The organism is Streptomyces tibetensis (genome assembly GCF_007655005.1).
Classification (GTDB): domain Bacteria; phylum Actinomycetota; class Actinomycetes; order Streptomycetales; family Streptomycetaceae; genus Streptomyces; species Streptomyces tibetensis.
Window position 1 is genome coordinate 235,146 of sequence record NZ_SZVW01000008.1, and the last position, 17,777, is coordinate 252,922.

Annotated in this window: 19 protein-coding genes and 1 pseudogene; 8 read left to right on the forward strand and 12 right to left on the reverse strand. The window is 70.8% G+C overall.

The window, feature by feature from the left end:
- Positions 1-70: 70 nt before the first annotated feature.
- Positions 71-1,177, reverse strand: coding sequence for an alpha/beta hydrolase-fold protein (locus FDO69_RS15995; RefSeq protein ID WP_104780492.1), 1,107 nt, complete (start codon positions 1,175-1,177; stop codon positions 71-73).
- A gap of 93 nt (positions 1,178-1,270) precedes the next feature.
- On the opposite strand from FDO69_RS15995, the gene FDO69_RS16000 reads away from it, so the two are divergent.
- Positions 1,271-1,483: an MbtH family protein gene (locus FDO69_RS16000; protein WP_104780493.1), complete on the forward strand. Its 213-nt coding sequence runs from the start codon at positions 1,271-1,273 to the stop codon at positions 1,481-1,483.
- An 8-nt stretch (positions 1,484-1,491) separates the two neighbouring features.
- A pseudogene (locus tag FDO69_RS16005) lies at positions 1,492-2,187 on the forward strand (amidohydrolase family protein); the annotation flags it as partial.
- Between the two features lie 222 nt (positions 2,188-2,409).
- Here the strand turns inward: FDO69_RS16005 and argB are convergent.
- Positions 2,410-3,291, reverse strand: coding sequence for an acetylglutamate kinase (gene argB / locus FDO69_RS16015; RefSeq protein WP_104780572.1), 882 nt, complete (start codon positions 3,289-3,291; stop codon positions 2,410-2,412).
- A 283-nt stretch (positions 3,292-3,574) separates the two neighbouring features.
- Between argB and FDO69_RS16020 the strand changes: the two genes are divergently transcribed.
- Together FDO69_RS16020 and FDO69_RS42700 are read left to right on the forward strand one after the other, a co-directional pair.
- A complete protein-coding gene (locus FDO69_RS16020) occupies positions 3,575-3,898 on the forward strand; it encodes a DUF1569 domain-containing protein (RefSeq protein WP_267896242.1) in 324 nt (107 codons plus the stop codon).
- Positions 3,895-4,026: a DUF1569 domain-containing protein gene (locus FDO69_RS42700; RefSeq protein ID WP_267896243.1), complete on the forward strand. Its 132-nt coding sequence runs from the start codon at positions 3,895-3,897 to the stop codon at positions 4,024-4,026. The genes FDO69_RS16020 and FDO69_RS42700 overlap by 4 nt, the downstream gene beginning before the upstream one ends.
- A 48-nt stretch (positions 4,027-4,074) precedes the next feature.
- On the opposite strand, the gene FDO69_RS16025 is transcribed toward FDO69_RS42700, so the two are convergent.
- Positions 4,075-5,547, reverse strand: a complete 1,473-nt coding sequence (locus FDO69_RS16025) for a flavin-containing monooxygenase (protein WP_104780494.1) — start codon at positions 5,545-5,547, stop codon at positions 4,075-4,077.
- Entirely contained in the window at positions 5,544-6,488 is a 945-nt protein-coding gene (locus tag FDO69_RS16030; RefSeq protein WP_170320891.1) for a patatin-like phospholipase family protein, read from the reverse strand. Before FDO69_RS16030 ends, FDO69_RS16025 begins: the two co-directional genes overlap by 4 nt.
- A gap of 58 nt (positions 6,489-6,546) precedes the next feature.
- Between FDO69_RS16030 and FDO69_RS16035 the strand changes: the two genes are divergently transcribed.
- Positions 6,547-7,134, forward strand: coding sequence for a TetR/AcrR family transcriptional regulator (locus tag FDO69_RS16035; RefSeq protein ID WP_104780495.1), 588 nt, complete (start codon positions 6,547-6,549; stop codon positions 7,132-7,134).
- A 151-nt stretch (positions 7,135-7,285) separates the two neighbouring features.
- On the opposite strand, the gene FDO69_RS16040 is transcribed toward FDO69_RS16035, so the two are convergent.
- The 8 genes from FDO69_RS16040 to FDO69_RS16070 form a co-directional block, all read right to left on the reverse strand.
- Complete coding sequence (locus FDO69_RS16040) at positions 7,286-7,702, reverse strand: tautomerase family protein (protein ID WP_104780496.1); 417 nt, start codon at positions 7,700-7,702, stop codon at positions 7,286-7,288.
- A 210-nt stretch (positions 7,703-7,912) separates the two neighbouring features.
- Positions 7,913-9,175, reverse strand: a complete 1,263-nt coding sequence (locus tag FDO69_RS16045; protein WP_104780497.1) for an McrC family protein — start codon at positions 9,173-9,175, stop codon at positions 7,913-7,915.
- Positions 9,168-10,883, reverse strand: coding sequence for an McrB family protein (locus tag FDO69_RS16050; protein WP_234387953.1), 1,716 nt, complete (start codon positions 10,881-10,883; stop codon positions 9,168-9,170). Before FDO69_RS16050 ends, FDO69_RS16045 begins: the two co-directional genes overlap by 8 nt.
- A 10-nt stretch (positions 10,884-10,893) precedes the next feature.
- Positions 10,894-11,310, reverse strand: coding sequence for an MmyB family transcriptional regulator (locus FDO69_RS41965; RefSeq protein WP_324826440.1), 417 nt, complete (start codon positions 11,308-11,310; stop codon positions 10,894-10,896).
- Positions 11,250-11,603 carry a glycoside hydrolase family 97 catalytic domain-containing protein gene (locus FDO69_RS41970; protein WP_234387965.1) on the reverse strand — a complete coding sequence of 118 codons (354 nt, stop codon included), beginning with the start codon at positions 11,601-11,603 and terminating at the stop codon, positions 11,250-11,252. Before FDO69_RS41970 ends, FDO69_RS41965 begins: the two co-directional genes overlap by 61 nt.
- A complete protein-coding gene (locus FDO69_RS41180) occupies positions 11,594-11,974 on the reverse strand; it encodes a hypothetical protein (protein ID WP_159030615.1) in 381 nt (126 codons plus the stop codon). The genes FDO69_RS41970 and FDO69_RS41180 overlap by 10 nt, the downstream gene beginning before the upstream one ends.
- 39 nt (positions 11,975-12,013) lie before the next feature.
- Positions 12,014-12,892 (reverse strand): alpha/beta fold hydrolase, encoded by an 879-nt coding sequence (locus FDO69_RS16065; RefSeq protein ID WP_104780498.1) that lies wholly within the window; start codon positions 12,890-12,892, stop codon positions 12,014-12,016.
- Positions 12,893-12,915: 23 nt separating this feature from the next.
- Positions 12,916-13,617, reverse strand: a complete 702-nt coding sequence (locus tag FDO69_RS16070; RefSeq protein ID WP_104780499.1) for an SDR family oxidoreductase — start codon at positions 13,615-13,617, stop codon at positions 12,916-12,918.
- A gap of 401 nt (positions 13,618-14,018) precedes the next feature.
- Here FDO69_RS16070 and FDO69_RS16075 point away from each other — a divergent pair, with 401 nt between their 5' ends.
- The 3 genes from FDO69_RS16075 (at position 14,019) to FDO69_RS16085 (ending at position 17,200) form a co-directional block, all read left to right on the forward strand.
- A complete protein-coding gene (locus FDO69_RS16075) occupies positions 14,019-15,143 on the forward strand; it encodes a 4Fe-4S binding protein (protein ID WP_104780500.1) in 1,125 nt (374 codons plus the stop codon).
- On the forward strand, positions 15,140-16,426 hold the full coding sequence (locus tag FDO69_RS16080) for a DUF3533 domain-containing protein (protein ID WP_104780501.1): 1,287 nt from the start codon (positions 15,140-15,142) through the stop codon (positions 16,424-16,426). The genes FDO69_RS16075 and FDO69_RS16080 overlap by 4 nt, the downstream gene beginning before the upstream one ends.
- A 204-nt stretch (positions 16,427-16,630) precedes the next feature.
- Positions 16,631-17,200: a TetR/AcrR family transcriptional regulator gene (locus FDO69_RS16085; RefSeq protein WP_104780502.1), complete on the forward strand. Its 570-nt coding sequence runs from the start codon at positions 16,631-16,633 to the stop codon at positions 17,198-17,200.
- Positions 17,201-17,777: the final 577 nt, after the last annotated feature.

Consider the following 17,777-nt stretch of genomic DNA (forward strand, 5'->3'; position numbering starts at 1 on the left):
CCCGATCCAAGGGACATGACTTCAAGGGCGCGGGGAATCGCGCGACCAGCCCCGACCGGCCGGCTGACATCTACTCACCGAGGGCCCAGCCCACGTCCCTGAGCAGGGAATGACGCCACCCGGCGCGGTCATGCCCGGACGCGGACCGGGAGACTCGCACGGTCGCCCCGGCCCGCTCCACCAACCTCTCGGTCACCTCACAGTGAGGCAGCATCCGGTCCTCGTGCTCCCCGACGTCGAACGCCACCCGCAGCCCCGACAGATCGGCACCCTCCCGCAGCCGCTCGGCCATCGCGCCCCCGACCGGCCCGCCCAAAGGGTCGGCTGACCCCAACGCGTCCGGCGTCCACCAGAACGACCCCGACTGACACGCCACCCGCGACACCAGCTCCGGAAACTCCAGCGCCGCGTACACCGCACTCAGCCCCCCGAGACTCTGCCCGGCGACCACCAGCCGCCCCAGGTCGGCGGGTACGCCGGACTCCGCCACCAGCGGCAGCAGTTCGTCCCGTACCGCCTCCCACAACTCGGGCCGGCAGGCGAACTCGGCCACCCGGTCCTTGGCCGGCAGGAAGACAAGAGTGACCGGCGGCACCTCACCCGCCGCCACGGCCGAATCGAACGCGGTCACGGCCGGATGCAGATACAGCCAGTCGTCCCCGTCGAGCAGCAGCACCACCGGCCCGCCGCCCCCCGCCGGATGAACCCGCACCGTACGCCGCCCGCCCAGCCGTTCGCTCGCCCAGCGAATCCGTGCCCGCGGCACCGGCAGCACCGCATCGGCCCCGACGACCGGCCAGTGCGGCTGCTCCGGCGCATCCGGCGTGGCGATGATGGACCGGTCCCCGCCGGCCCCGGCCGGGTTGAACGGATCGGCATGGAAGGCGTCCGACACCGCGAACCGATACGTCACCCGCAGCCGCGCGGGCATGCGCACCTCCGCGTACCAGCAGTCCGAGTCTGCCCAGCGCCGCATGGGCACAGGGTCCGACCAGCTCTCGAACTCGATCACGACCGGCGACGACCCGCGCCACAGGAACAGCGCCGTCCATCCGCCGTCACCGTCCGGTACGACCGGCGGCGCTCCCACCCCGGCCCAGAACCCGTCCGTGCCGGGCGCCCCGGGCCACCCGTACCCGGCGAACGCGTCCTCCCTGCCGGCCGCGGCCACGCGCATGAACGTCTCCTTGTGAGAGGGAAGGGCCAAAGGCTAAGCTCCGTCAATTAGGCGAGCCTAACCTAATCTTGGCCCTCCGAGGAGGCAGCGCGCATGAGCACCAACCCCTTCGACGACAACGAAGGCCGATTCCTGGTCCTGGTGAACGACGAGGGGCAGCACTCCCTCTGGCCGTCCTTCGCCGAGGTGCCCGGGGGATGGACGATCGCCTTCGCCGAGAACACCCGCGAGGCCTGCCTGGAGTACGTGGAGACCCACTGGACGGACCTGCGTCCCACGTCCCTCGCTGCGTCCCAGGACGCCTGATCCCGCCGATGCTCTGCACCAGGCTGACCAACGCCCGTTTCCTCACGATGGATCCGGACCGTCCGGTCGCGCATGACCTGGGCATCTGGCAGGGCCGGATCGTGGGCCTCGACGAGGCGGTGACCTCCCTGCCCGCCCGCGAGGTCGTCGACCTGCAGGGCGCCACCGTGCTGCCGGGGTTCATCGACGCCCATGTCCACCTCGCCTGGACCGGGTTCAAGCAGAACACCCCGAGCATCGCCGGCCTCACCCGCGTCGACGACGTGCTCGCCGTCGTGACCGAGGCCGTCGCCCGCACCAGCGCGCCCGGCGACTGGGTGAGCATCGCCGGCTACGACCAGCGGGCCCTGGGACGTCATCTGACCGCCGCCGACCTCGACCAGGTCAGCGACGGACGCAAGCTCTACCTGCTGCACGACTCCGGACACGGCTGTGTCGTCAACACCGCCGTCCTGGACCTGCTCCCCGCCGGTGTCCCGCACGAGAACGGCTTCCTCGCCGAACAGGACATGGGCGCCGCCCGCGCCCTGTGCCTGCCGCACTCCCAGGAGGACCTGGCCGAGGCGATCGGCCGCGCGGCCCGCACCTGCCTCGCCGAGGGCGTCACCGCCTGCGCCGAAGCAGGCATCGGCGGCACCCTCTTCGGTCACAGTCCGGTCGAACTCGGCGCATACCAACTCGCCCGCGACAACGATCTGTTGCCGCCTTCTGCGTGGCCGCACACCGGCAGGGCAGCGGAGCGGGAGCGGGTCTCCTGCGCGCCGTGCTCGCCACGGCACGTGCCTAGTCGCTGGACGCCGTGTTCACGGCGACCACCGGGGGCGCCGGACTGTTCCTCCGCTACGGATTCACGCGGACGACGGCCCGTCGGGCGCCGCGCTCCTGGGCGGATTCCCTGGACCCGCGGCGCGACGCGCAGGTTTTGGTCAGGAGGTGGTGACCACGTCGGGCACCACCGTGGTGCCCGGGCCCGACCCGGTGAGCACACTGCGCAGCACCGCGTGCGGCACGCGCCCGTCCATCACGTGCGCCGCGCGCACCCCACCGCGGACGGCCCGCAGGCAGCCCTCCATCTTCGGCAGCATCCCACTGGCCAGTCCGGGCAGCAGCTCGTCCAGGGCACGGGCCGTCAGACGGTCGATCACCTCGGTGTTGTGCGGCCAGTCCGCGTACAGCCCCTCCACGTCGGTGAGCATCACCAGCCTTTCGGCATCGAGAGCCACGGCGAGGGCCGCGGCCGCGAGATCGGCGTTCACGTTGTAGATCTGTCCGTCCGCGCCGCGTGCGACGGGGGAGACGACGGGGATGTGGTCCTGCTCCAACAGGGCGCGCACCATGGCGGGGTTGACGTCCACCACGTCGCCGACCAGACCGATGTCCACTGCCCGGCCGTCCACCCGGGCCGGACGCCGCTCGGCGGTCATCGTGTGGGCGTCCTCCCCGGTCAGACCCACGGCGAAGGGACCGTGGGCGTTGATGTGACCGACCAGCTCCCGCTGAACGCGACCCGTCAGCACCATGCGCACCACGTCCATGGTCTCGGGTGTGGTCACTCGCAGCCCTGCCTCGAAGCGGCTCTCCAGACCGAGCCGGTCCAGCATCGCGCTGATCTGCGGCCCGCCACCGTGCACGACGACCGGCCGCAGCCCCGCGTGCCACAGCTCCACGACGTCCCGGGCGAAGGTCAGTTGCAGATGCGGGTCCACCATGGCGTTGCCGCCGAACTTGACAACGACGACACTGCCCCGCGATCCCTCGGGCTCAAGAAGTGCCGGGGCGGACGGATCCTCTTCTCGGGAGGCTGTCACGGTCACGCGGTCACTCCGTTTCACGGCGGGGCCGGGCAGACCCGGGCCAGGGGAGCACGCTTTGAATTTTAGCTTAGCCTAACCTAAGTGAGGCGCTGTTTTCGTGGAACACGGGCAGGGCCAGGGAGTGGTGGCTCCGTCCTCGTCGGTTCACGGGACGCGGCAGTCGCGCAGATCATCTCCCGCGTCGACGAGGCCACCGGTCAGCCCCTGTCCCACGGCACGGGGTGGATTCGCGGACCGCCGACCGAATGATTGAATTCCGTATTGAGAGGCTCGCGGCATGTCCTCACCCGACCTCGCCCGGCTCGTCGAGCGGCTCCACCAGAACCTCGACCGCCCCGAGCGTGACCTGCTGGCACCGGGCAGCACCTGGAACCTTTCCCAGACGGTGCAGCACTGTGCCCAGACCGTCCGCTACTCCGTGACCGGATATCCCGTGCTCAAGCCCGCCCTGTTCCGGGTGACGGCAGGCTCTCTGGCCAGACGGGTCTTCCTGCGCCGCGGGGCGATGAAGCACCCGCTCGGTGCGGAGATCGACGGAGCGCCCCCTTTGGACCCGGATCTGCCGGTGCCCGGGCCGCGGGCGGCCTCGCCGAGGCTGTGACCCTGTTCACCGGCCACACCGCAGAGCACGCTCCCCATCCCGCATACGGACGCTGTTCGCGCGATGAGTTCGCACAGCTCCATGCCATGCATCTCGCCGAGCACCTTCCCGGACTGACCGAGGGCTGACGCGGCGCTGGGCCGCCCCACGCCCGTGTCACGTCCGGCGGCCCGCTCTCACCGCCGCAGGCCCTCCGAGGAGGATGCGGTGAAGTCCTTCGCTTCAAAACGACCGACCTCGGTGCGGAGCCGACCGGTGGACCAGGGCCAGCTGAAGCTGTTGCGGCCGTTGGTGTCGAGGTAATAGCTCCTGCATCCACCGGAGTTGTAGACGGTGCCGGCCAGCGCGGTCTGCAGCCGGGCGTTGTACGCGGCCTGCACGTCGGCGCGTACCTCCAGCGCCGCCCACTTCCCCTCCCGTGCGGTCTTGACGGCGCCCAGGACGAGTTCGAGCTGTGCCTCCAGGATGGCGAACGCCGACGAGTGCCCGGTTCCCAGGCCGGGGCCGAGGAGCATGAAGGCATTGGGGAAGCCCGTCACGACGGTGCCCAGGTACGCCTCGGGGGAGCCCTGCCAGTGGTCGGCGAGCGAGCGGCCGTCCCCGTCGCGGACCAGGCCGGCGAGCGGCGTGTCGAGAATACGGAAGCCGGTGCCGAGGATGACCGCGTCCACCTCGGCGGCGCTGCCGTCGGCACCGCGCACGGTATTGCCTTCGACGGCGTCCACCGCGGTGGCGTGCACGGCGACATTCGGTCGGTTCAGCGCGGGGTAGTAGTGGTTGGAGAACAGGATGCGCTTGCAGCCGATGGTGTAGTCGGGGGTCAGCTTGCGGCGCAGTTCGGCGTCGCGCACGGTGGCCCGCAGGTGGCCCCGTGCGAGGGCCTGGACGCCGCGCATCAGCTCGGGGCGCCGGAATCCGCGCCCGAGCGTCTCCATGGCGCGGTACTCCAGCCCTGCCACCGCGGCTCGCACGCCCGGCAGGTGGCGCATCGCCCACCGTTCGGCCTTCGGTATGTGATGGTCCAGCTTGGGCAGCACCCACTGCGCGGTGCGCTGGAACAGGTGGAGCCGGGCGACGTCGGGGGCGATCGCCGGGACGAACTGCACGGCCGAGGCGCCGGTGCCGAGCACCGCGACCCGCTTGCCACGCAGGTCGTGGTCGTGGTTCCAGCGCGCGGAGTGGAACACCTCGCCGGGGAAACCGTCGAGGCCGGGGACGTCCGGGACGAGAGGCTCGTTCCACGGGCCGGCGCCGGCGATCAGGAACCGGGCGGTGAACTCACCGGCGTCGGAACGGACGAGCCAGCGGGCCGGGCCGGGCTGCCATCGCGCCTCGGTCATCCGCACGCCGAACCGGGTGTGTTCGCGCAGCCGGTACGTGTCGGCGACCCGTCTCACGTACGAGAGGATCTCCGGCTGGTGCGCGTACACCCGCGTCCAGTCCGGGTTCGGTGCGAAGGAGTAGCTGTAGAGGCGGGACGGTACGTCGCACTGGCAGCCGGGATAGGTGTTCGCCCGCCACGTGCCGCCGAAGTCGTCGGCCGCCTCGATGATCAGGAAGTCCCGGATGCCGGCGCCGCGGAGCCTGGCCCCGGCGCCGACCCCGGAGATGCCGGCGCCGATGACGATGACCTCGAAGTGGGTGCTCATGCCGCGACGCTCCTGTCGATGGCTCGCTCGACACGGTCGGGTGCGGTGCGCAGGGAGACGTCGAGGGTGGCCGCACGCCGCCGCGGGTCCATGAAGTTCGCCCCCATCACGGCCAGTTCCTCCACACCGGGCTCGATCCGGACGACGCGGCAGCCCGCCGCGCGCAACAGGCGTTCCTCCGCGTCGACGGTCCGGGTCATCCAGCGGCGCAGGACCCGTTCGAGACGGCTCAGGCCGGTGGCGGGTGCGCCCCCGGAGGTCGACATGGGAGCGACGATCACCACCTCGTCCAGCCCGAGGGGCACGAGGAGGTCCGCCGAGGTCGGGGACACCGCCCCGCCGTCGAGGTAGGCCCGCCCGTCGATCCGCACCGGCGGGAACCAGCCCGGGACAGCCCAGGACGCGGCGATCGCGCTGCCCAGGTCCGTGGCCGGCGCGCCCGGCGCGCCGAACGCGACCCGCCGGCCCGAGCGAGTGTCGGCCGCGACCAGCCAGGTGCGCGTGGAGTCCAGCCACGGGCGGCCCTCCGCCAGCGCGGCTCCGAACCGGTGCAGCCGACGCGCATCACCCCGGCCGCGCGGCAGCAGCCCCACCAGCCCCGACCCCGGCGAGACCCGGCCGCGTACGGCAGCCGCCACCAGCCCGGCCCCCGGCAGCCCGGGCCACGGCACGGGAGGCAGCGCACCCGGGGTGGCGTGGAGGTGTCGGAGCAGCACCGGGTCCGCGCCCGTCTCTCCCCGTACCGCCGCGAGCAGATCGGACACGGACCGCCCGGAGCCGAGAGCGGACACGACTTCTGCTCCGGCGGACGTCCCGACCAACACCTCGGCGGCCCGCGCGTCCCAGCCCAGCCGCTCTTCCACTGCGGTGAGCGCGGCGACCGTCCAGGCGAAGCCGAGCGTGCCGCCGCACCCGACCACCAGCGCACGCCGTAACGCCATGGATTCTCCCGGAATTCAGATATCAATGGAATCCGGAAGCTAGCGGTAATCTGCAGGCGTGGCAAGACTCACCCGGGCCGAGAGCCAGGCCCGCACCCGCGAACACGTCCTCGACACCGCTCACGAGCTCTTCCTGCGTGACGGCTTCACGGCGACCTCCATCGAGCGGGTCGCGGAGGCCGCCGGCTACTCGAAGGGTGCGGTGTACTCCAACTTCGCGACCAAGAACGAGCTCTGCCTTGCCGTCCTGGACCGCATCGCCCTGCAGCAAGTGGCGTACATCGCCGCCGAGATGGGCGACGCGCCCCGCTTGGAGGACCGGATCGCGGGTTTCGCGCGGTGGGCCGAGCAGCACATCGGCGACAGCTCGTGGACCGCACTGGAAGTCGAGTTCGCCACCGCCAACCGCCGCGACGCACAGGTCTGCGAACAGCTCGCCCACCGACGGCGCGCCGTCACCAAGACCCTCGCGGACCTCATCCTGGCTCAGATGCAAGAACTGGGCGTCACGCCCCACATGCCCGAGGACACCGCCGCCTTGATCCTTCTCAGCCTCGGCATCGGCATCGGTGTCCAGCGCGCGTTCGATCCCACCGTCCCCGTGCAGCCGCTCGTCGACCTGCTCCGTCAGGTCATGACCGACTGACCCCGACACGGCTCACAGCGGGCAATGGGTGCGTTCCGGGTGCCGGGTGCGGGCGTGTGCCGAGACAGCGGACGTCGAGCGACGCGGACGGCGCCGAGGGCACCGGTCCCGCGTCTCCCGACGTCCATGACGGCACAGCGGTATGACGTCCTCAGTCCGTGGAGAGCCCCGCAACCTCGGTGTAGCGCATGATCTTGCCCCCGGCTCCCCACGTCCCGTCCGGCTGCTCATGGATGAGCACCCATACCCGGAGCGCCTGATCGGGGCCGAGCCCCGCGGCAGCCAGCACCAGGTCCGTCGCCTCTCGGACCAGACCCGCGCGCCGCTCGTCATCGAGGACACCGAACGGCACGGTGACGTCGACCCGGAAGCGCGGAGCGTCGTCGGCCGCGGTGACCAGCGCCCCGGCAGGCAGCACATGCAGGTAGGACCACAGCAGGGAACGGAATATCTCCCGGTCGGGTGCGCCCTCCCAGGTGAGCAGCGCTCGCGCCAGGTCCTGCTGGATGCTCGCTGCGCCTGCCTCGGTCAACGCACCCTCGGGCACAGTGAGCTCGATCTGGGACATGGCCCTTCCTCTCTCTTTCACCAGCCGGGCGGCGACGACCGGCCGCTTTCCGTGACATCACATCGTGGCGCACGCATCCGCACACCGACGACGGCGGGGTCACCGCGTGACCGCGAGGGGAGAAGGAGGCTCAAGCACGGCACGCACGCTCCGAGTCGGGTTCCGTGACAGCGCCTGGACCCGGGGCGTACTTGAGCTCGGCGGGGCCCGTCAAGTGTGTGATGGGCGGCGCAGTACTGAGCCGATCCACGCCGTCGCCTGCTCGGGCGCGGTGCGGGTGTCGACGCCGAGGACGTGGATGTCGCCCAACAGGCCACTGGGGCCGCGCACTTGCAGCGTCCGACGGGCGTGACTGCCCGGCCGGGGATGGACGATGACGGCCGTCGGGGCGTCGGCGGGCGCGTAGCCGCTGCTGTACGTGAGGAGCTGGTGGACGTCGGCCGCGTTCACGCCGTGGCGGTCGTAGCGCTTGTACTTGGCGTCCACGGGCAGCAGTGTGCGTTGTTCCGTGTCGTGTCCGGGAAGTCCTGGAAGGCTCAGCAGGAGATCGGGTCGAAAGGCCGAGGCGTTGCCCAGGTCTCCGCGCACGGTGATGCCGACGCCGCTTCCGCCGGGTACGGCGTGGCCGCCGTGCGGGCGGACGGCTTCGGTGCCGAGGCGGCGGACGACGGCTTCCCAGAGCGCGGGCATGGCGAGCAGGAGACCGTCCGCCGTGGTGCCGTGGTCGGTGAGCAGGTCGGTCACACCGCCACCGCGCAACAGCAGGCGGGCCCAGGTGTGGGCGGGACGGTAGCGGGCGTTGAGGCGTGTGTAGTGGGTGCGGTCCAGGGCGCGGAGCGCCGCGGCCGGGGTCGGGGCCTGCGGGAAGGCGCCGGCGGCGCCGTGCAGGGCGCGCGCCAGGTGAGGACTGGCGGTCAGGCCGAGCGCCGCCTTCAGCGCGCTCCCGAGAACGCGGTTGTCCCAGATGTCCGCCTCCCGGTCGAAGGTGCGCACGTGCAGCTGCTCCAGTTGCCCGAAGCGGTGGGTGACCTGGGCGGCCACGTCCAGGCGACCCCGCAGCACCGGTTCGACGCTTCGGCGGCGTACGTAGTCCCGGCGCAGTCCCTCCCGCACCAGCCGCTCGCACTCTTCGAGCAGGGCGGCGGCGACCAGGTCGGCGTAACCGTCGGGGCCGGTGGCCCACCGCCTCGCCGCCACCGGCACGGGTGTGCCGAGGGCGTAGGCGAGCCAGCTCATGAGCCGCTCTCCCGGAATGGCGAACTTGGGGGAGATGACCACGCGGACACGGTCCAGGACCAGGACTCCGACGGTCGCGTCGGCCTTGAGCCGCCACCCGGTGCGCTCCCTGGTCAAGGTGAGGCAGCCCCGGGCCTGGAGGGCGTGCAGACGGCCGACGTCCCGGGGAGTGAGCTGACCGGGCTCCAGCTGGGCGGACTCGTACTCGCCGAGCTGGACCGGGGTGCGGTCAGGCATCCGGGCCGGGGACGCCGCTGGTGAACTCGGTCGCCAGCGCGTCCGCCAGATCCTGCGGGGGCATGAGGAGCGGGCGCCCGCTCTCGGCGTCGACCAGGCCGCCGAGGATGCGGTGCAACAGGTCCGCCCGGCCGAGGCAGTAGTCCTCAAGGAGGGGGAGCACCTCGTGGTGGAAGGCCGCGGCCAGATCCTCCTCGGTGGCGATGGGCTCGCTGTCGCGCAGCAGGTAGGCGTGCCCGATCTGGTGGTCGGCGTCGAGGTGGCGGGCGATGCGGGAGTTGAGGGACTCGAAGAAAGCGGCCAGGTCCAGGGGGCCGACCGTCCCGGACACCGCGTCCGGGTCCGGGACCACGGGCAGGAAGGCGAAGCGGCGGCGGACCGCGGCGTCCAGGTGGCTGATGCTCCGGTCGGCCGTGTTCATCGTGCCGATGATCCGGACGTTCGGCGGGACGGAGAAGCTTCGCTTGCTGACGGGCAGGGCGACCGGCAGGTTCCGCTTGTCGAGTTCGAGGAGGGTGATCAACTCGCCGAAGATCCGCGGCAGGTCACCGCGGTTGATCTCGTCGATGACGAGCAGGAACGTCTGGTCGGGATGGGCCGCGGCCCGGCTGCACACGAGGTGGAACAGGCCGTCGGTGAGGGCGAGGGTGAGCCCCGGGCCGGTGGCGCTCAGGTCCGGCTTGAAGCCCTCGACGAAGTCCTCGTACCCGTAGGAGGGATGGAAGGTGACCATGCGGATACGGTCACCGTGCAGCATCTCGGCCTCCGCCCGGGCCCGTTGGCGGGCGCCGGAACCGAGCACGTCCGCGCGGCCGTCCAGGGCCAGGGCGGCGCCGAGTGCGAGCCGGGTCTTGCCCGTACCGGGCGGTCCGTGAAGGATCACCTGGCCTTTGCGGTCCAGGGCATCAAGTACCGCCTGTACGTCCTCGGGCGGCGCGACCGGCTCGCTGAAGCCGGCCTGCGCCTGGTCCGTGCCCGGGACGGAGCCGGCGTCGTGTGCTGTGAACTTGGCGAAGAGGGACGGGTCGACCTTGGCGAAGGTGGACCGCCACCCGTGCTGGGGCTTCGACAGCTTCTGCGCGTGGGAGAGATCCCAGACGACCGGGACGACATGATGGAACTCCGGCCGGTCGGGGTCGTAGCGGTAGCTCCCGTCGACCCTGCCGGTGGCCAGGATCTCGTCCGTCCCGCGGTTGGCGACCACCCGGTCTCCCGCTTCCAGGTCCCGGAAGGCCAGCAGCCGCCGGGCGAGGGTCAGGCTGCCGCCACTGCCGCGCGGCCAGTGCGCGTCCAGGGCCTGCTTCAGTTCGGTGTCGCTCTGGTACTGGCCGAGATCGCCGGGTTCGTCCCACCCGACGCAGATGAACCCGCCGTCCCGGCATTCCTCCCACAGACGGCCGCGCTCGCCCGGGGCGATCTTCCAGATGGTGCGTTGCCGGGGGCGAGGGTCGAAGTGCTCATACAGGAAACGCATCACTTCGTGCCTGGTCCAGCCCTCGAACTCGGGCTGCACGCGGACGAGTTCGAGCAGTCGGCGATTGGTGCGCCATGCCGAGGCGTCGCCCTGCTCCATGTCGCCCTGCAACGGGGCGACGAATCGGCGCAGGTGTTCCCCCGCGTAGATCGGCAGAAAGTGCTCGGGGAAATAGGTCGCCAGGGTCTTCGTCACCAGCGCCGGTCCAAAGCGGAGCACGTCGAGGTCGTCCAAGGCGTCGAAGTCACCTGCACCGACCGCGTCGAAGGCCCGGACGAACTGTCCGCGCAGTTCCGCCCAGGCGCTCGCCGACCTGGGGGTGCACGATGGTCTTGCGGGCCGAGACGTGTGGACCGACGGCGCCCTCGTCCCACAGCCGGGTGAACTCCGCACTGGTGGAGCGCAGCTCCTCGACAAGACCGACCAGTGCACGGTCGCCGGGGTAGTCGACGAGAGCCGTGCGCAGATCGGCGACGAGGGCGGGTTTCAGGGCGTCGCCTTCCTGGAGCACGGGCCAGGCCGCCAGGGTGCTCGGCCCCGGGGTGAAGACCGCCCGCACCAGGTTCCGCTCGACGTGTGTCCGTGCGCTGGGGTCGCCCATCAGTACGGACCATGAGGGGGTGCAGGACAGCAAGGTCCAGTCGGCACTGAACACGCCCACCGGGAACTCCCCGAGGCGAGCCAGTATCTCACGTTGTGGGTGGCGGTGGGGAAGTTCTCGTTGCCCCGGACGCCCTCCAGGCTGATCCAGTTGGGGTAGGTGCGCTCGTAGCCGAAGGGCCGCACGTCGTCGTGCATGTCGATCAGCAGGTTGTACCTGGCCGCCGTCTTGGCCCAGGTGGTGATCTGGTTGGTCATGGTCTGGGTGCCGTCGTTGATGAAGCCGAGCTTGACGCCGGCGACGCTCCAGCTCTTGTAGCGGGCGAACAGGGTGTCGGGGTCGGTCAGGGCCAGACGGTTGACGTAGAGGAAGAGCCGATGCCGTTCGTCGTGGCGTGGTCGATCACCGTGGGCAGGTCGATGTCCAGGATCGCCGCGGTCGCGTCGGTGGTGGTGAACTCCGGGCCGTACCATCCCGCGTCGTACTCGATGTGGTCCAGGCTGCGGGCGACGGCGCAGTCCACGCCGGCGATTCCCGCGGCGGTGGTCAGGTTGCAGCGGAACACCTTGCCCGGCCGGATCCACGTCGTGTCGGTCAGGGCGCCGGCCGGGGCCTCCCCTCGCCGGCCCCGCCTCCGGGCGAAGGCCTGATACCGCCCGGCGGACAGCTCTCCGTAACCGCCGCTCGCCGGGCCGTCGAGACCCTGGATGCGGATCTCCGTCATGCACCGCTGCTCAGGTGTGGCCGCAGTGGTATGGGGAGGTCATGCCACCGCGTTCAGCAAGTCGGCCAGTACGTCGGGCCGTTCCAGGGCGATGAAGTGGCCGGCCTTCGGCACCTGCGTGAAGTCGGCGGCCGGCAGCAGCCGCCTGTCGGCCTCCCGGTCCGAGGGCCGGGACCAGTCCTTCTCCCCGTATACGAGGTGGACGGGGGCCTTGACCTCGGGGTAGCGGGAGCGGGCCGCGATGAGGCTGGGCAGGTTCTGGTAGACGGCCCGGGCGACGGCCGGGTAGCCGGTCCGGCCGCCCACCTTGAGCAACTCGTCCACGTAGTCCTCGCGCAACGCGCTCTTGTCGCCGAGGCCACCCTGAAGGATCTTGCGCAGGGCGGGCTTGGGCTCCACGCCGGCGATCACCGGGCCCACTCCGGGCGTGAGGACACCGCTGACCACCACCCGGGCGAGGAGGCTGGACCGGGCGATCCCACCGCGGAAGTCGTAGGTGTTCACCGCGACGACGCGTCGGACCCGCTCCGGCAGATCGGCCGCGGTGGTCAGGGCGAGCACCGCTCCCATGGACTCCCCGACCAACGTCACGTCGTGGATGTCGAGTTCGGTCAGGAGCCGCACGACGCCCGCGCGCATGGCCGGCTCGTCGTACGACGCCCCGGGCACGATCTCGGAGTAGCCCATCCCCGGCAGATCGAGGGCGTACACGGTGTACTGCTCCGCGATCGACGGGATGAGGAGACGGAAGTGCTCGGCCTGGGTTCGCACGGTGTGCAGCAGTACCAGCGGGGCACCGCTGCCCGCCTTGAGGTAGCGCAGCGTTCCCTCTCGGCCGTCACGTCCTGCGCGAGGGGCGAGGGTGTGGCTGGTGGTCCCCGGGATGTGAATCGTGGGACGTGACTCGTGGTTGGGCATCTCGCCGTCTCCCCGTCCTCTTCTTACTTCGCCAGTTGGGCGTACAACCCGGCCGGATCGCCGGCCAGGCCCGCCTTGACCTGGCGCGTGATGTCGTCGGCGAGCACCTCGTACGCGCCCGTCTCGACGCCGTCGAGGGCGAGGGCGGCGACGTCACGAGGGTCGGACTTGGGTGCGTCGACGTCCGCCGCCAGGTCCGTGTCGACGTATCCGACGTGCAGTCCGGTGACGGAGATGCCGCGCGGCTGCAGCTCCAGGCGCAGGGAGTTGGTCTGCGACCACAGGGCGGCCTTGGAGGCGCTGTAGGAGCCGCCGAGGGCCAGCCAGGAGAGCACGGAGTGCACATTGAGCATGTGGCCGCCGCCGTTGCGCTCGATGACCGGCACGAAGGCCCGGGCGACCAGCAGCGGGCCGTAGAAGTTGGTCTCGAACTCCCGGCGTACGTCGTCGACCGGGGAGTCGAGGAAGGAGGCACCGACCGCGGCACCGGCGTTGTTGATCAGTACGGTGACGTCGTCCGCCCGGGCGGCGGCCGCCGCCACGGAGGCCGGGTCGGTGACCTCCAGCTCCACCGGGACCGCGTCGGGGTGCGTCACGCTGCGCGGGTCGCGGGCCGTGGCGTAGACCTTGGCGGCTCCGCGCGCGTACAGCTCCTCCACCAGCGCCTTGCCGATGCCCCGGCTGCCGCCGGTGACGAAGACGTTCGCACCCTTCAAAGCGGTCATGACTGCCTCCACTGCAGAATAAGAAACCGGTCGGTTTCCATCACAGTAAACCGATCGGTTTCCGGGCGCAAGCTTCATGCGTGGAGGCGACGCGTGGGCCGACCTCGGCGCGGCGTTCCGTATCTGTGGACTCCGGGGCGGTGATCTCTCCACCTGCCTGTCCGGCCTGGTCGATGTCGGCTTCGTCCAGGACGCGTTGGAGCCATGGGGCGAGTTTCCCGACCGTGTCGTGGAGTCACTCCGGAACGGTGTCGCGGGTGGCGTGGAGGCGGGGGGGCGGGCGGGGCGGGGGAGGCTCACAGTGCAGGCTTGCACTCGGAAACCGATCAGTTTACGGTGTTGAAACTGATCGGTTTCTCGCCGTGCGGGCGGGTTCCGAACCCGAGTCACCAGGAGCACGGATGACTGCCGCGCGAGACGCCGAGGGGCAACCGTCAGGTCCCCGGCTTCCGGCGAAGCTGGCCGCCCACCCCTCGGTACAGGCCGTACTGGCCCGGCGAAGGGCCGGTGGCACGGTGCGCCCGCCCGCGGTGATCGACGCGGCCTGGCTGCGCGAACTGTGCCTGGCGGCCGGTGCGGACGACGCGGCCGCGGTCAGCCTGGACCACCCCGACCTGACCGGCGAGCGCGAGTACGCGCAGTCCGCGCTGCCCGGCACCCGCACCCTGATCGCGATGGCGGTCCGGATGAACCGCGACAACTGCCGCTCCCCGGCCCGCAGCGTGGCCAACCAGGAGTTCCACCAGGCCGACGAACAGGCCAACCATGCCGCGCGCGGCGTCACTCAGGCGCTCCAGGACGCCGGCTACCGAGCGCTCAATCCCTCCGTCGGCTTCCCCCAGGAGATGGACCGCTTCCCCGGTGAGCGGATCTGGGTGGTGGCGCACAAGACGGTCGCGGTGGCCGCCGGGCTCGGCGTGATGGGTCTGCACCGCAACGTCATCCACCCCAAGTTCGGCAGCTTCATCCTGCTGGTCACCGTCCTGGTGGACGCGGAGGTGAGCGAGTACGGGCAGGCGCTGGACTACAACCCCTGCATCGACTGCAAGTTGTGCGTCGCCGCCTGCCCGGTCGGGGCCATCGCCAAGGACGGCGCCTTCGACGCGCTGGCCTGCACCACGCACAACTACCGCGAGTTCATGAGCGGGTTCACCGACTGGGCGCAGACCGTGGCCGACAGCGAGGACGCCGCCGACTACCGTTCCCGGGTCAGCGATTCCGAGAGCGCCTCCATGTGGCAGAGCCTGAGCTCGCCCCCCGGCTACAAGTCCGGCTACTGCGTGGCCGTGTGCCCCGCCGGTGAGGACGTCCTGGGCCCCTGCCTGGATGACCGCAAGACGTTCATGGACACCGTGCTGCGACCGCTGCGGGAGAAGAAGGAAACGCTCTACGTCCTGCCGGGCTCACATGCGCAGGAGTACGCCCAGCGCCGTTTTCCCCACAAGCCCGTCAAGGAAGTCACCGGCGGCTGGCAGCCCCCGGCGCCACGTTCCGCGTCCACCGAGCGAGAGAAACGTACGTCATGAGTGGCAGTCACCCCTTCCGCGTCCTGCGCGCCAGGCCCCTGTGGATCGCCAACGGCGTCATCACGGGCGTACTCGCGCTCCTGTTCGCCGTGTTCTACGTCGGCGCCAACGTCGATCCGGCTGGTCACATGACCAAGCTGCCCGTCGGTCTGGTCAACGCGGACGAAGGAGTGGGCCAGGCCAACCTGGGGGCGCGGATCACCGAGTCGATCGAGAAGTCCACCGAGAGCGAGGACAAGATCGACTGGAAGGTGATGGACGAGAAGGAGATGAAGGAGGAACTCGGCGAGGGCAAGCTGTACGGCGCGCTCGTCGTCCCCGCCGACTTCACCTCCTCCATCACCGCACTGACCGGCGCCACGACCACCGGAACCCCGGCCCGCCCGACGCTGACGGTGCTCACCAACCAGTCCGCCGGCAGCGTGGGCTCCGGCCTGGCCCGGACGGCGACGACGCAGGCGGCCGAGAGCGCCTCGCTCCAGGTGGGCGAGGAGCTGACCGCGCAGACCGAAGCCGAGCAGGCGAAGCTGCCCGCCGCGGCACGCGTCCTGCTCGCCGACCCGGCCGCCGTCACGGTGAAGGACGGCCATCCGCTCGACTCCCACAGCGGCCTGGGCCTGACGGCGTTCTACTACGCGCTCACCCTCGTGGTCGTGGGCATGCTCTCCGCCAACGTCATCAGCGGCCAGGTCGACCACGCCCTCGGCTACACCCACAACGACCTGGGCCCACTGCGCCGGCACCGCCCGCTGATCCGGGCGACCCGGGTGCAGACCCTCGCCATGAGCGGCACCCTCATGGCCGGGCTGTCCCTGCTGCTGGGCACCCTGGTCATGGCGGGCGCGGTCGGCTTCATGGGCATGGACGCCTCCCACCTGCCGCTGCTGTGGCTGTACTCGGTGTCCGCCATCGCGGCCTCCGGGATCGGCGCGCTCACCCTCCTCGCGGTCTTCGGCACGCCCGGCATGCTGGTGGTCACGCTGGTCTTCATCGGAATGGCGGTGCCGACAGCCGGGGCCACCACCCCCATCGAGGCGCTGCCCGGCTTCTACCGCTTCCTCGCGGAGTTCGAGCCGCTGCGGCAGATCACCGGTGGTATCCGCTCGATCCTCTATTACGACGCCCAGGGCGACGCGGGACTGACCCGGGGCTGGGTCATGATGGCGGCCGGTCTCGTGGCGGCCGCACTGTTCGGCTTCGGCGTACTGGGGTGGTACGACCGCAAGGGGCTGCACCGCATCCCGGTGGAGACGACGCCCGAGGAAAGCGCGGTTCCGGCGTAGCGGCAGGCGCTCCCCGCCTCACCCGAGGACGGGCCCATCACTCGGAGACTCCTCGGCGTGTGCCGCCCTGCCGGGGGCGACGGGTGCGCACACCACCAGGACTCGGCGATGGTCTTTCCCCGGGCCGTAGCCGAGCCTCCACGCGGACACCCTTTCGGAAACCGATCGGTTTTTATTCCGTCGGAATCGAGTTAACCTCGCAGCATGACCACCGAAGTGAAACGAAGTCCCAGGGAGCGGCTGCTGGAGGCGGCGGCGACGCTCACCTACCGAGACGGTGTCGGCATCGGCGTCGAGGCGCTGTGCAAGGCGGCGGGAGTGTCGAAGCGCTCCATGTACCAGCTGTTCGAGAGCAAGGACGAACTGCTCGCGGCGAGCCTGGAGAGGCGTACTTTCGCCTATGTGGCAGCACTCCTGCCCGCGGCGGACGACGGCCGTTCATCCCGGGAGCGGATCCTGCATGTCTTCGAGCAGGTGGAATCGATGTCGGGCGCGCCCGAGTTCTACGGCTGCCCCTTCCTGGCGGCGCAGATCGAGCTCAAGGACCAGAGCCACCCGGCGAGCCGGGTCGCCCATGGGGTCAAGGAGAACCTGACCGCCTTCTTCCGCGCCGAGGCCGAGCAGGGCGGCGCGAGCGATCCCGGTCTGCTGGGCCGGCAGCTCAGCTTGGTCTTCGACGGCGCCAGCGCCCGTGCGGGCATCGGGGCGGACAAGCTGACGGGCCTCATCGCCCCCACGGTGATCACCCTGCTCGATGCGGCAGGCGTGCGCTGACGCATCGCCCCTCCCGAACGCTTCCGCACCGCCCGCGAAGATCTTCGCGGATCCGGCGCCGCACATCTCCAAGTCCTACGCGCTCACCGGCCCGGAGCTGAAGGACATGCACGGGATCGCCGAGGACTTCGCGGCCGTGCTGGGACGCCCGGTCACGTATGTTCCCGAAGACATCGAAACCTGGAACAAGACCTACGTGGACACCAACATGGCCGCGTACCCGCACATCGCCGAGCATCTGAAGACTCTGACCCGGATCATCGGCCGCGGAGCATACGGCGGCATCACCGACGAGCTGGAAACCCTGCTCGGCCGTCCGGCGAAGACCGTGCGGTGGGCGCTGGAGAACCACCCGCACATCCGAAACCGGCGGCTGCCTGAGTCGCTGAGCGGTCCGGAGCAGAACAGGACGCCACGCCGGAGTACTCGTCCTGAGGACTCCGGCGTGTGCGGACCGGGCGTGGTCAGGCCCAGCGGCCGGGGTTCGTTTTGCATGGCCCTCACCACGCTGCGCGGCCGAGCGATCCGGGAGGAGGACCTCTTCACGCTTCGCCCGCCCGGGGGCCAGGACGCTCGC